The organism is Kitasatospora sp. NPDC056800, from assembly GCF_042789775.1.
Classification (GTDB): domain Bacteria; phylum Actinomycetota; class Actinomycetes; order Streptomycetales; family Streptomycetaceae; genus Kitasatospora.
The window spans coordinates 21,235-36,561 of the sequence record NZ_JBHUAL010000078.1; the positions used below are offsets into that span (position 1 = coordinate 21,235).

The 15,327-nt window shown below is 74.4% G+C and carries 14 protein-coding genes; 4 read left to right on the plus strand and 10 right to left on the minus strand.

The window, feature by feature from the left end:
- Window positions 1-86 precede the first annotated feature (86 nt).
- Window positions 87-461: an RNA polymerase-binding protein RbpA gene (locus ACFRQN_RS19020; protein ID WP_049655293.1), complete on the plus strand. Its 375-nt coding sequence runs from the start codon at window positions 87-89 to the stop codon at window positions 459-461.
- 159 nt (window positions 462-620) lie between these two features.
- Here the strand turns inward: ACFRQN_RS19020 and fxsA are convergent, their stop codons facing one another.
- The 5 genes from fxsA to ACFRQN_RS19045 all read right to left on the minus strand — a co-directional run bounded on the left by fxsA (window position 621) and on the right by ACFRQN_RS19045 (window position 5,571).
- On the minus strand, window positions 621-1,199 hold the full coding sequence (fxsA, locus tag ACFRQN_RS19025; protein ID WP_074005174.1) for an FxsA family membrane protein: 579 nt from the start codon (window positions 1,197-1,199) through the stop codon (window positions 621-623).
- 55 nt (window positions 1,200-1,254) lie between these two features.
- Complete coding sequence (gene lnt, locus ACFRQN_RS19030) at window positions 1,255-2,901, minus strand: apolipoprotein N-acyltransferase (RefSeq protein WP_380741262.1); 1,647 nt, start codon at window positions 2,899-2,901, stop codon at window positions 1,255-1,257.
- Window positions 2,902-2,996: 95 nt separating this feature from the next.
- Window positions 2,997-3,449, minus strand: coding sequence for an N-acetyltransferase (locus tag ACFRQN_RS19035; RefSeq protein WP_380741263.1), 453 nt, complete (start codon window positions 3,447-3,449; stop codon window positions 2,997-2,999).
- A 42-nt stretch (window positions 3,450-3,491) separates the two neighbouring features.
- Window positions 3,492-5,099 (minus strand): amidohydrolase, encoded by a 1,608-nt coding sequence (locus ACFRQN_RS19040; protein ID WP_380741264.1) that lies wholly within the window; start codon window positions 5,097-5,099, stop codon window positions 3,492-3,494.
- Window positions 5,100-5,130: 31 nt separating this feature from the next.
- Complete coding sequence (locus ACFRQN_RS19045) at window positions 5,131-5,571, minus strand: Lrp/AsnC family transcriptional regulator (RefSeq protein ID WP_045694655.1); 441 nt, start codon at window positions 5,569-5,571, stop codon at window positions 5,131-5,133.
- 229 nt (window positions 5,572-5,800) lie between these two features.
- Here ACFRQN_RS19045 and ACFRQN_RS19050 point away from each other — a divergent pair, with 229 nt between their 5' ends.
- A complete protein-coding gene (locus ACFRQN_RS19050; RefSeq protein ID WP_181970507.1) occupies window positions 5,801-6,322 on the plus strand; it encodes a hypothetical protein in 522 nt (173 codons plus the stop codon).
- 76 nt (window positions 6,323-6,398) lie between these two features.
- Here the strand turns inward: ACFRQN_RS19050 and ACFRQN_RS19055 are convergent, their stop codons facing one another.
- Window positions 6,399-7,562 (minus strand): acyl-CoA dehydrogenase family protein, encoded by a 1,164-nt coding sequence (locus ACFRQN_RS19055; protein ID WP_049655285.1) that lies wholly within the window; start codon window positions 7,560-7,562, stop codon window positions 6,399-6,401.
- Between the two features lie 212 nt (window positions 7,563-7,774).
- On the opposite strand from ACFRQN_RS19055, the gene ACFRQN_RS19060 reads away from it, so the two are divergent.
- On the plus strand, window positions 7,775-8,431 hold the full coding sequence (locus tag ACFRQN_RS19060; RefSeq protein WP_380741265.1) for a uridine kinase: 657 nt from the start codon (window positions 7,775-7,777) through the stop codon (window positions 8,429-8,431).
- A 389-nt stretch (window positions 8,432-8,820) separates the two neighbouring features.
- The gene (locus tag ACFRQN_RS19065) at window positions 8,821-10,920 is read left to right on the plus strand and encodes an AAA family ATPase (RefSeq protein WP_380741268.1); all 2,100 of its coding nucleotides are present in this window, start codon (window positions 8,821-8,823) and stop codon (window positions 10,918-10,920) included.
- Window positions 10,921-10,940: 20 nt separating this feature from the next.
- Here the strand turns inward: ACFRQN_RS19065 and ACFRQN_RS19070 are convergent, their stop codons facing one another.
- The 4 genes from ACFRQN_RS19070 to ACFRQN_RS19085 all read right to left on the minus strand — a co-directional run bounded on the left by ACFRQN_RS19070 (window position 10,941) and on the right by ACFRQN_RS19085 (window position 15,201).
- Window positions 10,941-11,927, minus strand: a complete 987-nt coding sequence (locus tag ACFRQN_RS19070) for an NAD-dependent epimerase/dehydratase family protein (RefSeq protein ID WP_380741266.1) — start codon at window positions 11,925-11,927, stop codon at window positions 10,941-10,943.
- 125 nt (window positions 11,928-12,052) lie between these two features.
- On the minus strand, window positions 12,053-13,099 hold the full coding sequence (locus tag ACFRQN_RS19075) for a hemolysin family protein (RefSeq protein ID WP_380741267.1): 1,047 nt from the start codon (window positions 13,097-13,099) through the stop codon (window positions 12,053-12,055).
- Complete coding sequence (locus ACFRQN_RS19080; protein WP_049651344.1) at window positions 13,096-14,439, minus strand: hemolysin family protein; 1,344 nt, start codon at window positions 14,437-14,439, stop codon at window positions 13,096-13,098. The genes ACFRQN_RS19075 and ACFRQN_RS19080 overlap by 4 nt, the downstream gene beginning before the upstream one ends.
- A gap of 321 nt (window positions 14,440-14,760) precedes the next feature.
- The gene (locus ACFRQN_RS19085; RefSeq protein WP_049651343.1) at window positions 14,761-15,201 is read right to left on the minus strand and encodes a PH domain-containing protein; all 441 of its coding nucleotides are present in this window, start codon (window positions 15,199-15,201) and stop codon (window positions 14,761-14,763) included.
- Window positions 15,202-15,327: the final 126 nt, after the last annotated feature.

Here is a 15,327-nt window from a genome sequence, read left to right on the forward strand (position 1 = left end):
ATCTTCGTCGGAAGCCGAGCGTTGACCGAACGACGAAGAACAGCGACCACTAGTCCTGTGGGCCATAAGCCCGGGAGGCACGATTCATGAGCGAGCGAGCTCTCCGCGGCACGCGACTCGGGGCCACTAGCTACGAGACCGACCGTGGTATCGATCTGGCTCCCCGCCAGACCGTCGAGTACGCATGTCAGAACGGACACCGTTTCGAGGTTCCTTTCTCGGTCGAGGCCGAGATCCCCGCGACCTGGGAATGCCGCTTCTGTGGACAGGAGGCGGCGCTTCTCGACGGCGACGAGCCGGAAGAGAAGAAGATCAAGCCGACGCGCACCCATTGGGACATGCTGATGGAGCGCCGGACGCGCGAGGAGCTGGAGGAGGTGCTGGCCGAACGGCTGGCCGTGCTCCGCTCCGGCGGGATGAACCTCGCGGTACACCCGCGAGACACCCGTAAGAGCGCCTGACACCTCGCTCCCGCCCCGTGCGGGAGGACGCGAAAAGGGACCCTGGTCACCAGGGTCCCTTTCGCGTTGCCCACGACGGGCGCTGGTGCCGTCCGCGCGACGAGCCCCCGAGGGGCGGGGTGTCCGCCTCTCGGGGGCTCGTACGTCGTGCCGGTCCGGTCAGCCGGCGATCGGCGGGCGGTAGGTGGTGTCCGGGCCCTGCGGGCCGCGCGGGCCGTCCTCCGGGTCCACGACCTCGCCCTGGACCACCTTGCCGTCCGGGCGGTGGATGCGCAGCTGCTCCTGGAGCCGCATCGCGTCCGCGAACGGGTCGGCCCCGGCGGCGGAGGTGCTGCGCAGCGCCTTGTCCGCGGCCCGGCGCCCGACCGCCCGCCACAGCGCCCGGGTGGGCGGGAAGAGCAGGGTCAGGGCCACCAGGTCCGTCAGGAAGCCGGGGACGATCAGCAGCAGGCCGGCCAGCACGGTCATGCTGGTGCCGGTCTGCGGCTGCTGGGACTGCGGGTTCTTGCTCTGCTCGATCGCCGCCGACAACGCCTTCAGCCCGGCCCGCTTGATCAGCGAGCCGCCGATCAGGACGCCCGCGACGAGCAGCAGCACGACGGTGAGGCCGCCCAGCCAGGAGCCGACCTGGACCAGCAGCCAGATCTCCAGCACCAGCCAGGCGGTGATCAGCAGCGGCAGCACCCGGCGGAGCCTGCTACGCGGGGCCGGACGGGTGGGGGTAGCTTGCTGGGTCACGGTACGAATCCACTCCAAGCGGTGCTCTGCGCGCCGCACGGGAGGTCCGGGCCGGCTACGGCACCACCTGGTCCAACGATTCCTGCCCGGCCGGTGTTCCGGACGGGGCCTTCCGGCGGCGGCCGACCAGCACCGCCGCGCCGCAGGCCAGCAGGCCGCCGACGGCCAGCGTCCACTCGGGGGCGGCGCCGACCCGGTCGGCCACCGTGGTGCCGTCGCGCAGCGGGACGGTGGCCGACAGCTCGGCCGCGGTCAGCTCCTCGGTGCGCTGCCGGACGCTGCCGTCCGGGCCGATCACCGCGCTGATGCCGCTGGTGGCGGCGATCAGCACCGCCCGGCCGTGCTCGACGGCCCGCAGCCGGCTCATCGCCAGCTGCTGCTCGGGCTGGCCGGTCTTGGCGTAGGTCGCGTTGTTGGTCTGGACGACCAGGACCCGGGCGCCGCTGTCCACGGTGTCGCGGACGATCTCGTCGTACGCGACCTCGAAGCAGATCACGTCGCCGATCCGGGCCGGGCCGAGCTGCATCACGCCGTTGTGGTCGCCGGGGTAGAAGTCCCGGGCGACCCGCTGGAGGCGGGTGATCACCTTCATCAGCTGGGCGCGGAAGGGCACGTACTCGCCGAACGGGACGGGGTGCTGCTTGGTGTAGGAGGCGCCGGGGCCGGTGACCGGGTCCCAGACGATGCCCTCGTTCTGGACGTGCTGCGCGTCCGGGCCGTCCACCAGGGTGCCGACCAGGGTGGGCACGCCGACCGCCTTCACGGCCTCGTCGATCCGCTGGCGGGCCAGCGGGTCGCTGAACGGGTCGAGGTCGGAGGAGTTCTCCGGCCAGATCACGATGTCGGGGCGCTCGACCTTGCCGGCCCTGATGTCGGCGGCGAGCCGCTCGGTGGCCGCGGCGTGGTTGTTGAGGACCATCATCGGGCGGCCCAGGAAGTCCATCCCCGGGTTGGGCACGTTGCCCTGGACGATGGCGACCTTGACGGTGTCGTCGGCGGCCGTGGGCACCGGGACGAGGTAGCCGGCCAGCAGCGCGGCCACCGCCCCGAGCGCCGCCAGCGCGGCCGCCTTCGGGGCCCTGCCGGGCCCGCGCAGCCGCAGGGCGGCCCAGGCCAGCAGGGCGCCCGACAGGGCGACCGCGAAGGTGACCAGCGGCGCGCCGCCGAGCGCGGCCAGCGGGGTGTACGGGGTGGCGGTGTTGGCGAAGGCGAGCCGGCCCCAGGGGAAGCCGCCGAGCGGCAGCCGGTCGCGGGCCCACTCCTGGGTGATCCACAGGCAGGCCGTCCAGAGCGGCCAGCCGGGCAGCCGGGAGGTGACGGCCAGGGCGCCGCCGAGCAGGGCCAGGAACAGCGCCTCCACGACCGACAGGCCGATCGTGGCGTCCCAGCCGACCACCCGCAGCCAGCTGAGCAGCATCAGGAAGAACGGCAGGCCGAACGCGAAGCCCGTCCACAGGCCCTGGCGGAAGGTGCGGCCCCGGGTGAGCAGCGACAGCGCGGCGACGCCGAGCAGCGACAGCGGCCACAGGTCGTACGGCGGGAAGGCGAGGGCCAGCAGCAGGCCGGCCAGGGCGGCGAGGCCGGTGCGCGGGAGGCCGGCGCGGACCTTGGCGAGCGCACGGGCTCCGCGGCTCGCCCGGGGCGCCGGCTCCTGCGGCTCGGGGACGGCCTCGGGCCGTTCCTGGGTGACGGGAGTGGCCACCGGCGCACCATCTTCCTGGGGCTTGCTGTTCGGACGCTGTGCGAAGAAGGTACCCCGGAAGGTCGGAGACCCGTGAGGTCAGGGTGGTAGCGGGGTCAGCGCGGGGTGTAGCGGACCTCCCGCAGCGGCCAGTGCCCGGCGAGCCAGTCGGAGACGGCGCGGTACAGCGGGGCGTCCAGGTGGGCGCGGTCGGCCCGGACCCAGGAGCTGACCGAGACCGCGGACGGGTCCTCGCGGTCCGGGTAGATGTAGACGCAGCCGATCACCTCGTCGCGGTCCGGCTCCAGGACGGTGTAGGTGAAGCCGGTGCGGGCCTCGAAGTCGGCGGCGTGCCGGCGCAGGTCGTCGAGGTTCCGCTCCGGCGGCATCCCGTCGGCGGGCGGCCAGCCGCGGCCGGCCCAGCCGGGGGTGGCGCGGATGTGGGCGATGGAGCCCGTCCAGGCGGCGTAGTCGGAGGCGTTGTGCCGCTCGCCCAGGGGTTCCAGGCGGAACTCCGGGGCGAGCAGCTCGCGCGGGACGGTGAAGTCGGCGGGTACCAGGTCGGTCATGGTGATCAACCTAGGAGGCGACGGCCCGCCGATCCACGGGGTTTACCGCTGGTACACCGTGCGGCCGCGGACGACGGTGCGCAGGCAGGTCGGCAGCGGGTGGCCCGGGGTGAGGTCGGGCAGGCCGGGGGTGCCGGAGCGCGGGTCGGTGGACCAGCCGGCCACCCGGGAGTCGGGGGCCTGGACGACCAGCTCGCCGGCCGCCCAGATCGCGTAGCTGGCGACCGCGCCGGGGACCAGCACGCCGTCCTGGTCCCGGCCGACGGCGCGCCAGCCGCCCCGGGTGTGGGCGGTGAAGGCGGCCCGCACCGAGATCCGGTGCTCCAGGGTCCGGTGGAAGGCCGCCGCGCGGACGGTGCCCCAGGGGTCCAGCGGGGTGACCGGGGCGTCCGAGCCGAAGGCCAGCGGGACGCCGGCCCGCAGCAGCGCGGCGAAGGGGTTGAGGGCGGCCGCCCGCTCGGCGCCCAGACGCTGGACGTACATGCCCTCGGGCCCGCCCCAGGCGGCGTCGAAGGCGGGCTGGACGGAGGCGGTCAGGCCGAGTTCGGCGAAGGCGGCGACGGCCTCGTCGTCCAGGGCCTCGGCGTGCTCGACGCGGTGGCGCAGGGCCTTGACCCGGTCGGCGCCGACCCGGGCGCCGGCCTCCCGGACGCCCTCGATCACGGCGGCCACGGCCGCGTCGCCGATCGCGTGGAACCCGGCCTGGAGCCCGGCCCCGGTGCAGGCGGCGACGTGGTCGGCGACCTGCCCGGCGGTCAGGTAGGCGGTGCCGGTGTGCCCGGCGTCCGCGTACGGGGCGTGCAGGCAGGCGGTGTGGGAGCCGAGCGCGCCGTCCACGAAGAGGTCGCCGCCGGCGCCCACCGCACCGAGCCGGCGGGCGGTCTCGACACCGCCCAACTCGCCCCAGTAGCCGAAGACTTCGGGCCCCTCACCGGCGGCGGCGAGAGCCAGCAGGGCGGCCAGGTCGGCCTCCGAGGAGATCTCCGGGCCGGCGCACTCGTGCAGGGCGCCGATGCCGAGCTCGGCGGCGCGGGCCAGGGTGGCCCGCTGGGCGCGGCGGCGCTGCTCGGGGGTCAGCCGGGCCAGCGCGGTCCGCCGCACGACGTGGTGGGCGTCCCTGGTGAGCGGGCCCTCGGGGTCAAAGCCGGGCGCCTCGGCCAGGCCCTCGGTGAGGTCGCGCAGCGCCGTGGTGGCGAGGGCGGAGTGCACGTCGGTGCGGGAGAGGTAGAGGGCGGCGCCGCGGGCGGCGGCGTCGAGCTCGGCGAGCGTGGGCGGGCGGCCCTCGGGCCAGCCGCTCTCGTCCCAGCCGTGGCCGATCAGCACCCCGCCGGGCTCGGGCCGGGCGTCGACGAAGGCGGTGACGGCGGCCAGGGCGGCGGCCAGCGAGGGGCTGCCGGTGAGGTCGAGGCCGGTGAGCGCCAGGCCGGTGGCGGTGGCGTGCACGTGGGCGTCCACGAAGGCGGGGGTGACCAGGGCGCCGTCCAGCTCGACGATCTCGTCGGCGGTCGCGGCGTACGCCTCGGCGGCGCCGTCGCTGCCGACCCAGGCGACGTGCCCGCCCTCCACGAGCATCGCGGTGGCGAAGGGGTCGGCGGGGCTGTAGACGGCGCCGCCGCGCAGCAGGACGGTCCGGGGAGTGCGTTCGGTCATGCGGCCTAGTCTGCACCCCGCCCGTTCGCGGTCAGAGCTTCGGGGGTCGTGCCTCGTACGGGGTGGACAGGACGACGGTGGTGCGGGTGGAGACGCCGGCCGCGCTGCGGATACGGGCGAGCAGGTCCTCCAGGTCGCCGGGGGCGCCGACGCGGACCTTGAGTATGTAGTTCTCGTCTCCGGCGACGCTGTGGCAGGCCTCGATCTCGGGCAGGCCGGCCAGCCGTTCGGGGGTGTCGTCCGGGGCACTCGGGTCGAAGGGTTTGACCGAGATGAACGCGGTCAGCGCCAGGTCGACGGCGTCGGGGTCGATGATCGCGGTGTAGCCGCGGATCACCCCGCGCTGTTCGAGGCGGCGCACCCGCTGGTGCACCGCCGAGGTGGACAGGCCGGTGGCCTTGCCCAGGTCCGTGTAGCTCATCCGGCCGTCTTCGAGGAGCAGCTGGACAATGCGTTGGTCGAGATCCTCCACAGTGCGCAAACCTACCCGGTCGGGAGCACGGGGGGCGCACGCGGTGGCACGGGGAGGGATCGCAGGTACCGGGCGGGCACATGCCGGGCGAATGTGGCGTCCGGTGTGGCCAAGGACACACCCGGTGCATCACGGTGCACGGGACCGCAGGGTTATGAGTCCTGATCACAGGGAAGTGCTGGTTGTGGCCCTGGACGACCACGCCGGGCCCGATCCTAGGGGGATCCTCATGCCTGCTACTGACCAGCGTGTGCTGGGCGCCGACGAGACCGACGATATGACCGACCGCGAGGACCTCGCGGTCGATTACATGCCGGGCACCGACCCCGGCGAGGCGGAGAACTGGGACATCTTCCGGGTCGACTGCCCCGAGTGCCGCCGCCCGATCGCCCTGGTGGCGGACGAGGACCGGCTGCCGCAGCACGCGCTGCTGCCGACCGCCTGGAACCCCTTCGCCCCCGCGATCTGCCCGGGCTCGGGCACCCCGACGGACGACCTGGCCGAGGTCGAGGCCCCGGAGGACGCCGAACCGGCCCGGATCGACGCGCTGTTCAAGCTCCCGACCGGGCTGGACTGGCGCACCCAGCCGTTCTCGCACGCCGTCGCGCACCGCCCGGTGCGGCTCGCCGCGGTCGGCCAGGCCGCTCCGACCGCGCCCGCAGCCCCGACGGTCGCGACGATGCGGGCCGCCATCCCCGAGCAGCGCCGCCGTCGTCCGGCGCTGACCGCCCGTACCGCCAAGGCGAGCTGACGCTCCGCCGGGAACGCCTCCGGCCGTCACTCCGCACCCTGGAGTGACGGCCGGAGGCCGTGGAGAGGGAAGGCCGTCAGGCCTTCGTGAGGTGGCGGCCGATCACCAGGCGCTGGATCTGGTTGGTGCCCTCGACGATCTGCAGCACCTTGGCCTCGCGCATGTAGCGCTCGGCCGGGAAGTCCTGGGTGTAGCCGTAGCCGCCGAGCACCTGGACGGCGTCGGTGGTCACCCGCATCACCGCGTCGGTGCAGAACAGCTTGGCCATCGCCGCCTCCTTGGAGAACGGGCGGCCGGCGTCCCGCAGCCGGGCGGCGGAGAGGTAGAGCGAGCGGCCGGCCTCGATCTGGGTGGCCATGTCGGCGAGCATGAAGGACAGGCCCTGGAACTCGGCGATCGGGCGGCCGAACTGGCGCCGGGTGCGGGCGTAGTCGACGGCGAGGTCGAGCGCGGCCTGGGCCACCCCTATCGCACAGGCGGCGATGCCGAGGCGGCCGGAGTCCAGCGCGGCGAGCGCGATCTGGAAGCCCTGCCCCTCCTCGCCGACCAGCCGCTCGCGGGGCACTCGGGCGCCGTCGAAGTGCAGCTGCGCGGTCGGCGAGGACCACATGCCCATCTTGTGCTCCGGCGGGGCCGCGGAGAGGCCCTGCTGGGTGCCGGGGACCAGCAGGCAGCTGATGCCCTTGGGGCCGTCGACGCCGGTGCGCACCAGGGCGCTGTAGAAGTCGGCCTGGCCGCCGTGGGTGATCCAGGCCTTGGTGCCGTTCACCACGTACGTGTCGCCGTCGAGGTCGGCGCGGGTGCGCAGCGCGGCCGCGTCGGAGCCGGACTGCGGCTCGGAGAGGCAGTAGGCGCCGAGCTGCTCGCCGGAGAGCATGGCGGGCAGCCACGTCTCGCGCTGCTCGTCGGTGCCGAAGGTGGCCAGCGCGTGGCAGGAGAGGGTGTGCACGCTGACGCCGAGGCCGACGGCCAGCCAGCCGGCCGCGAGCTCCTCCAGCACCTGCAGGTACACCTCGTAGGGCTGGTCGCCGCCGCCGTACTTCTCGTCGTACGGGAGGGAGAGCAGGCCGGCTTCGCCGAGGGTGCGGAAGACCTCCCGCGGGAAGCGGCCGGCGGCCTCGTCCTCCGCCGCGCGCGGCTGGAGCTCGCGCTGGACCAGGTCCCGGGTGAGGCCCAGCAGCTCGCGGGCCTCCTCGGTGGGCAGCTGGCGCTCCACGGCTTTCACAGGGGAGGGGGTCATGGCGGTGGTCGCCTCCTCGATCGGGGCGCGGGACCGAGGTGTCGGCCGGTCCGGCGTGGGTGTGGCTGGTCGGACCGACCGGCACCGGGTTGCGGTGAACGGCCGTTCACAGTCGTGGCGAAGGCGAGTATGCCCGAAACCCGCGCTGCCGTCACGACCTGCACATATGAACTGGACGCAGTGGCGGGCTACGGCACCGTAGGGTTGACGTTGTGGCTGTATCCGAACCCCTCCCGACCCGATTCCGGCCCGCTCCGGGCGACCGGCTGACCGCGCTCGCGGCCGAGTTGCGAGCGCTGCCGCCCTCCTGCGGGCCGGTGCGGCTGGTCGCGGTGGACGGCCACGCGGGCTCCGGCAAGACCACCTTCGCCGGACGGCTGGCGGCGGCGCTCGGCGGGGCCCCGGTGGTCCACCTCGACGACCTGGCCACCCACCGCGAGCCCTTCGGGTGGACCGGACGGCTGCGCGAGCAGGTGCTGGAGCCGCTGGCGGCCGGGCGGGACGCCGAGTACCGGGTGTACGACTGGACGCTGCGCCGCTTCGCGGGCGCGGCCGCGGTGCCGGCCGCCCCGGTGGTGCTGGTGGAGGGGGTCGGCGCCGGGCGGCGGGCGGTGCGGCCGTGGCTGGCCCGGGTGATCTGGATGGAGCTGGACGCCGTCTCGGCCCGGCGGCGCGGGGAGGAGCGGGACGGACCGGAACTGGCCGAGTTCTGGGCGGGCTGGGCCCGGGCCGAATCGGCGCATTTCGCCGCCGATCCGAGCCGTCCGCACGCCGTGACGCGGGTCGACGGGGTGACCGGCCGGATCGCCCCGGACACCGTCGGTGAATCTTCAACCAACGCCTTGACCTGCGACATCGCCAGGATCTAGGTTCTCCTCAGCCACCGGAACACCAGATTCCGGTTGCCTCGGACCCGGTGCCCCCGGCTTGTTCCCCCGTGAGCCGGGGGCCCCGTCCGGTCCCCTTCCGAAACCCGCTCCCCCGCCGCCCGTTTCGTCGCCCGGCCGCTCAACGGCCGCTCGTGCGATCGCATTTGCCCCTGTGCGGCACCCTTCCGGATCAGCGCCGCGCCGGTACGATTCCTGGCAGGCGCAGTTGCGCCACAGGGGGTCGACGACCACCGGCCAGGCTAGGCGCAGGCAACCCGCCGGCCGAGCCCCGGGCCGCACCGCGGGGGGCGTGAGTGACGACGGTGGACAGTTCCGACAGCACGGCGGGCGGGCCCGACCGGCTCGCCGACCGCGCCTGGCTGCGCGCCATGGACGCGTACACGGCCGGTGCGTACACCCGGGCCGAGGAGGAGTTCCGGGCCGCCGTCCGGCTGGACCCGGGCATGGCCGACGCCTGGCTCGGACTGCACGCGCTGCGCAGCGACACCTCGGCCGCGCTGCTGGCCATGTACCGCAACCAGAAGCGGTTCGGCGAGCAGCGGCGACTGCACCGACGGCCGCTCAGTTCCTGGTACTGGCTGGGCTGGTGGGTGCAGCCGGTGCTGGAGGACGCCCGCGACCTCGCGCTGGCGCACGCCTCGCACTGGCTGGACGGGCGCCACCTGGCCGAGCTGGACCGGGCGTTGGAGCAGTGTCCGGCGCCCAGCGAGGACCCGTCCGCCCGCTTCCTGTACGCCTGCCGGTCCTACCTGCTCAAGGACTGGGAGCAGCTGATCCGGGACACCGACCGCCTGCTGGACGACCCGCTGCTCGGCATCGAGGCCGGGCTGTTCGCCGGCATGGCGCGGGTGCGCCTCGACATGTGCGCCCAGGCGCAGGCCCCGCTGGCCGCCTCGCTGGCCCGCTGCCGCTCCGAGCAGCCGCAGCGCAAGGAGCTGCGGTACTGGCTGGCCCGGGCGTACGAGGGGGCCGGGCGCAGCACCGCGGCGCTGCCGCTCTACCGGGCGGTGCACCGGGCGGACCCGGCGTTCATGGACACCGCGACCCGGCTGACGGCCATCTCGGCCGAGGACGCGCTCGCCGACGGCCTCGTGGACGCCATCGCGGACGGGCTCGCGGACGGGCTGACGGCGGGCGGGAGCCCGGGTGCGGCCGACGCCGCCGCACCGGGCGGGCCGGGTGTCGAACCCGGCTACCCGGACGACGCCGGATACCCCGAACTGCCCGGGTACGGCGATGAGTTCGGGAACGCGGGCGGTCCTGGCGGCGCGCCCGTCCCCGGCGACGGGCTGTCGAGCGACGGAGTGCCCGGCGGGCTGTCGAACGGCCTGCTGTCGAACGGCTTGGCGTCGAACGGCGGCGGACCCTCGGTGGACGCCGGACTGGTGGACGGCCCCCCGGCGGACGGGGCCCTGGCCGGCGGCGCCCTGCTGGACGGGACCGCGACCGGCGGCGCCCGGCTGGACGGCGCCCCGGCCGACGGCGCTCCGCAGGCCGCCGGGGAGCGCTCCGGCTCGGGCGCCCCGACCGGCCCCGCCGTACCGCCGCTGCCCGCCCTCGGCCGGGTGCAGCCCCGGACCGCCGCCGTGCCGGAGCTCCGGTCCGCCGGCGACGAACGGGAGTTGGACGCGGCCCTGGCCGAACTCTCCCTGATGGTCGGCCTGGAGCCGGTCAAGCGCCAGGTGCGGGCGCTGTCCGCCCAGTTGAGAATGTCGCGGCTGCGGGCCGAGCAGGGCCTGCCCGTCCAGCCGCCGAAGCGCCACTTCGTCTTCTCCGGCCCCTCGGGCACCGGCAAGACCACCGTGGCCCGGATCCTCGGCCGGGTCTTCCACGCCCTCGGCCTGCTCTCCGGCGACCACCTCGTGGAGGCCCAACGCGCCGACCTGGTGGGCGAGTTCCTCGGCCAGACGGCCGTGAAGGCGAACGAGCTGATCGACTCCGCGCTGGACGGCGTGCTGTTCATCGACGAGGCGTACAGCCTCTCCAACTCCGGCTACACCAAGGGCGACGCGTACGGCGACGAGGCGCTCCAGGTGCTGCTCAAGCGCGCCGAGGACAACCGGGACCGGCTGGTGGTGATCCTGGCCGGCTACCCCGAGGGCATGAACCGGCTGCTCGCCACCAACCCCGGCCTCAACTCCCGCTTCACCACCCGGGTCGACTTCCCCAGCTACCGCCCCGGCGAGCTGACCGCGATCGGCGCCGCGCTGGCCGGCCGGGACGGCGACGGCTGGGACGAGGACGCCGCCGAGGAGCTGGCCAGCATCTGCACCCACGTGGTCCGCGAGGGCTGGATCGACGAGCTGGGCAACGGCCGGTTCATCCGCACCCTGTACGAGAAGTCCTGCGCCTACCGGGACCTGCGGCTGACGCTGCTGCGCGAGCCGCCAGGCAGGGAGGACCTGGCCACCCTGCGGCTGCCGGACCTCGTCCAGGCGTACGGGGAGCTGATCGACGGCCGGAGCTGATCCCCGCACCGGCCCCTTGCTCAGCCCCTGAGGAGCGCGGCCTCCCGCTCCCGGTCCAGCCCGACCCTGGCCCGGTCGCTCCGCTGCGGCGCGCTGCCGCCGATGGACCGCAGCCAGGCCCAGGTGGACTCGACGGTCTCGGCGACCGGGCGGCAGCGCAGCCCGGCACCGAGCGCGCGCTCGACCGAGCCGGTGTGCAGGAAGTCGTACAGCTCGCCGGGCCCCAGCCAGATCGGCAGCTCGGTCCACGGCTCGACGCCCGCCGCGAGGATCCGCTCCGGGTCCGTCCAGCACAGTTCGGCGTCCGAGCCGGTGGCCCGTACGCAGGCCTCCAGCAGCTCGCCCATGGTGGCGTGGCCGGACGGGCCGACCAGGTTGTACGGGCCGCCGAGCCGGGCCGCCGAGGCGTCCAGGAGCCAGGCCGCGAGGTCGCGCACGTCGATGTACTGGAGGGCCAGGTCGCGCGGCCCGGGGGCGAGCACCGGGCCGCCCTCGGCGATCCGGTTGAGCCACCAGGGCAGCCGGCCGATGTCCTCGTGCGGGCCGATGATCAGCCCGGCCCGGGCGAGCAGCGCCCGCCCGCCGAACTCCGCCTCCAGCGCCAGCTCCGCGCCGCGCTTGGCCTCGGCGTAGGGCACCTCGCCGGTGAGGTCCGGGGAGGAGGCGACCACCGGCGCGGCCTCGCCGGCCCCGGCCACCAGCGGGTGGTCGTACACCGACCGGCTGGAGACGTAGGCGTAGTGGCCGACCCGGCCGTTCAGGAGGCGGGCGCTGTCGCGCACCGCCGCGGGGGCCCAGGACCAGGTGTCCACCACCGCGTCCCACTCCCCCGTCCCGAGCGCCGCGAGGCCGTCCGGCGCGGTGCGGTCGCCCGTCAGCACCCGGACGCCCCCGGGCGCGGGCTGCGTGCCGCGGTTGAGGGCCGTCACCTCCCAGCCCCTGGCCAGCGCCTCCTCGGCGACGACCCGTCCGACGAACCCGGTTCCACCCAGCAGGAGAAGTCTCATGCCGACCACCCTGCTACCAGGGTGGCCGGCATGGGAACGGGTGCATGCTCAGGGCAGAATCGCCAGGAGCGGACACGCCGTCGGCGAAAGCCGGAACTCTCCGGGGAGGCGCCGGCCGACGGGCGTCAGGCCGTGGCGCGGTGGTCCGGGTCGTGCATCTCGCCGACCAGCTCCTCCAGCACGTCCTCCAGCATGACCACGCCGAGCGTGCGCCCGTCCTGGTCCAGCACGGCGGCCAGGTGGCAGGTGGCCCGGCGCATCGCGCCGAGGGCGTCGTCCAGCGGGAGGCTGCCGCGCAGCACCGTGATCGGCCGCCACAGGCGGGCCGGGACGGGTGCCGAGGGGTCGTCCACGTCGAGGATGTCCTTGAGGTGGACGTAGCCGAGGTAGCCGTGGCCGGCCGGGTCGCCGTCGGTGACCGGGAAGCGCGAGAAGCCGGTGCGCAGCGCCAGCTCCTCGACCTCGGCGGCGGTCGCCTTGGTGTCCACGGTGACCAGCTGCTCGGGCTTGAGCAGCACCTCGGTGACCGGGCGGCGGCCCAGCTCCAGGGCGTCCTCCAGGCGCTCCTGGCGGCTCTCGTCGAGCAGCCCGGCGTCCCGGGAGTCCGCCAGCAGGTACATCAGCTGCTCGGTGGTGAAGACCGACTCGACCTCGTCCTTGGCGTCCACCCGGAACAGCTTCAGGATGCCGTTGGCGGAGGCGTTCAGCGCCCGGATCACCGGGGCGAGCCAGCGGGCCAGCCGGTCCAGCGGCGGGCCGAGCCAGAGCGCGGCCTTCTCCGGGCCCGCCATGGCCATGTTCTTCGGCACCATCTCGCCGAACACCATGTGCAGGAAGACCACGAGGGCGAGCGAGATACCGAACGAGAGCGGGTGCATCAGGCCGGACGGGACGCCGATCGCGTAAAACGGGCCCTCCAGCAGCGAGGCGATGGTCGGCTCGGCGAGGGCGCCGAGGCCCAGCGAGCAGACCGTGATGCCGAGCTGGGCGGCGGCCAGCATCGCCGAGACGTTGGACAGCGCGTGCAGCACGGTGCGGGCGCGCTTGTGCCCGGCCTCGGCGAGCGGCTCGATCTGGCTGCGGCGCACCGACACCACGGCGAACTCGGCGCCGACGAAGAAGGCGTTGCCGAGCAGGAGCAGCAGCGCGACGGCCAGTTGCAGGGCGGTCATCGGCCCTCCTCCCGGTCCTCGTCGAAGCGCGCGGGCGCGGTGGTGCGCTCCACCCGGACCTCGGTGGTGCGGTGGCGGTCGACACCGGTCACGGTGAACCGCCAACCGGGCAGCTCGGCCTGCTCGCCCACCTCGGGGAGCTTGCCGAGCAGGTCGGCGACCAGGCCGGCCAGGGTCTCGTACGGACCGTCCGGGGCGTTCAGGCCGATCCGCTCCAGCTGGTCGATCCGGGCGCGGCCGTCGGCCTCCCAGACCGGCAGGCCGTTGACCGGCGGCAGCGGGAACAGCTCGGGGTGGTCGTCGGGGTCGTGCTCGTCCTGCACCTCGCCGACGATCTCCTCGACGATGTCCTCGACGGTGACGACGCCGGCGGTGCCGCCGTACTCGTCGACCACGATGGCCATCGGCTGGAGGCGGCGCAGCTGGTCGAGCAGCCGCTCGGCGGGCAGCGTCTCGGGCACCAGCAGCGGCGGCGAGGCCAGCTCGGCGACCCGCACCAGGCCGCGCCGGGCGGCCGGGACGGCCAGGGCGTCCTTGAGCGTGACGATGCCGGTGACCTCGTCCAGGCTGTCGGTGTGCACCGGGAAGCGGGACAGGCCGGTGGCCCGGGTCAGGTTGATGACGTCGGAGGCGGTGGCGTCGCGCTGGAGCGCGGCCACGTCGACGCGCGGGGTCATCACGGACTCGGCGGTCAGCTCGCTCAGCGCGAGGGTGCGGACGAACAGGGTCGCCGACTCCTCGTCTATCGCGCCGGCCTTGGCCGAGTGACGGGCCAGCGAGACCAGCTCGTCGGGGGTGCGGGCGTGCCCCAGCTCCTCCTGCGGCTCGACGCCGAAGGCCCGTACGGTCCGGTCGGCGGTGCCGTTGAGGAAGCTGATCAGCGGGCGGCAGACCCGGGAGAAGGCCATGTGCGGGGCGGCGACCGCGCGGGCCACCTGGAGCGGGCGGGAGATCGCCCAGTTCTTCGGCACCAGCTCGCCGATCACCATCTGGACGACGGTGGCCAGCACCATGCCGACGATCACGGAGACGCCTCGGGCGGCCGAGTCGGGCACGCCGATGCCGGTCATGACGGGTGCGAGCAGGGTCGACAGGGCCGGCTCGGCGAGCATGCCGACCACCAGCGAGGTGACGGTGATGCCGAGCTGGGCGCCGGAGAGCTCGAAGGAGAGGTGCCGCAGGGCCCCGGCGACGCGGCGGGACTTGGCGTCGCCCGTCTCCGCGGAGCGTTCCACCTCACCGCGCTCGACGGTCACGAAGGCGAACTCGGCAGCCACGAAGAGGCCGTTGGCGAGGATCAGGAGAACGGCTGCGAGCAACAGCAGCCAGGCGGTGATCACAGTGCCGCCTGCCTTCCGGGGAGCGGAAGCGAGGCGGCGCAGGTACTACCGGACGGATCGTCCATCGAGGGGGAGTGTCACTCCTCTGGTCGGGTTCGGGCACTCGATTTTCGGGCAGGGCGAACTTTGCCCTGCTTTTACCAGCGTAGACCATACCCGGATGGGCGTAGGAAGCCCGTTCGGCCCGCCGGGGACGGGGAACCCCAGGTGGGGGGACGTCCGCCCGGCTGCGGGCCGGGGAGCGGGCTCAGGCCCGGTGCAGGCCTTCAGGCCCGGGAGCGGGCTCAGGCCCGGTGCAGGCTTTCAGGCCCTGGAGCGGGCTCAGGCCTGGGCGTGGTGCTCGACCAGGTCGCGCAGCGCCCGGGCGTCCGCGATCGCCTGGTCCTTGCCGACGCCGGACTGGATGCCGACCGCGGCGAGCGAGGTGCCGTCGGCGAGGTCGAGGGTGGCCCACGGGTCGCCCTGGCGGAAGTTGACCCGGACGATCTCGGCCCAGGCCAGCCGGCGCCGGCGGACGAAGTTGACCACCGTCACGCCCTCCGCGTCGGCGCTCACCTTGGGGCGGGCCAGCATCAGGCCGACGCCGGCGAACAGCAGGCCGCTGGCCGTCATCATGATCCGGTCGTTGAGCTGCCAGTTCTCCGGGAGCAGCACGGCCATCGCGGAAAACAGCACCACCATCAGCACGCAGACCGGCAGCAGTACGGCGCGGGTGCGGCGCGGAGCCCAGGTGACGGGGAACTGGACGGACGGCGTGGACACGTGGGTTCTCCGGGGGTGGTTCTGGGGGCGGCAGCACGGCGGGGGGGGGGGGGGGGGCCGCCGCCCCCCCCCCCCCCCCCCCACAAAAAAACACCACCGAAGCGGAGAAAAAAAAAAAAAAACAAA

What these genes read in the sequence shown, in the direction of transcription:
- ACFRQN_RS19020 (WP_049655293.1), top strand. Translation starts at nt 87, where the DNA reads ATGAGCGAGCGAGCTCTCCGCGGCACGCGACTCGGGGCCACTAGCTAC.
- ACFRQN_RS19070 (WP_380741266.1), bottom strand. Translation starts at nt 11,927, where the DNA reads ATGAGACTTCTCCTGCTGGGTGGAACCGGGTTCGTCGGACGGGTCGTC.
- ACFRQN_RS19050 (WP_181970507.1), top strand. Translation starts at nt 5,801, where the DNA reads ATGCCTGCTACTGACCAGCGTGTGCTGGGCGCCGACGAGACCGACGAT.
- ACFRQN_RS19040 (WP_380741264.1), bottom strand. Translation starts at nt 5,099, where the DNA reads ATGACCGAACGCACTCCCCGGACCGTCCTGCTGCGCGGCGGCGCCGTC.
- ACFRQN_RS19035 (WP_380741263.1), bottom strand. Translation starts at nt 3,449, where the DNA reads ATGACCGACCTGGTACCCGCCGACTTCACCGTCCCGCGCGAGCTGCTC.
- ACFRQN_RS19065 (WP_380741268.1), top strand. Translation starts at nt 8,821, where the DNA reads ATGGACGCGTACACGGCCGGTGCGTACACCCGGGCCGAGGAGGAGTTC.
- ACFRQN_RS19055 (WP_049655285.1), bottom strand. Translation starts at nt 7,562, where the DNA reads ATGACCCCCTCCCCTGTGAAAGCCGTGGAGCGCCAGCTGCCCACCGAG.
- ACFRQN_RS19075 (WP_380741267.1), bottom strand. Translation starts at nt 13,099, where the DNA reads ATGACCGCCCTGCAACTGGCCGTCGCGCTGCTGCTCCTGCTCGGCAAC.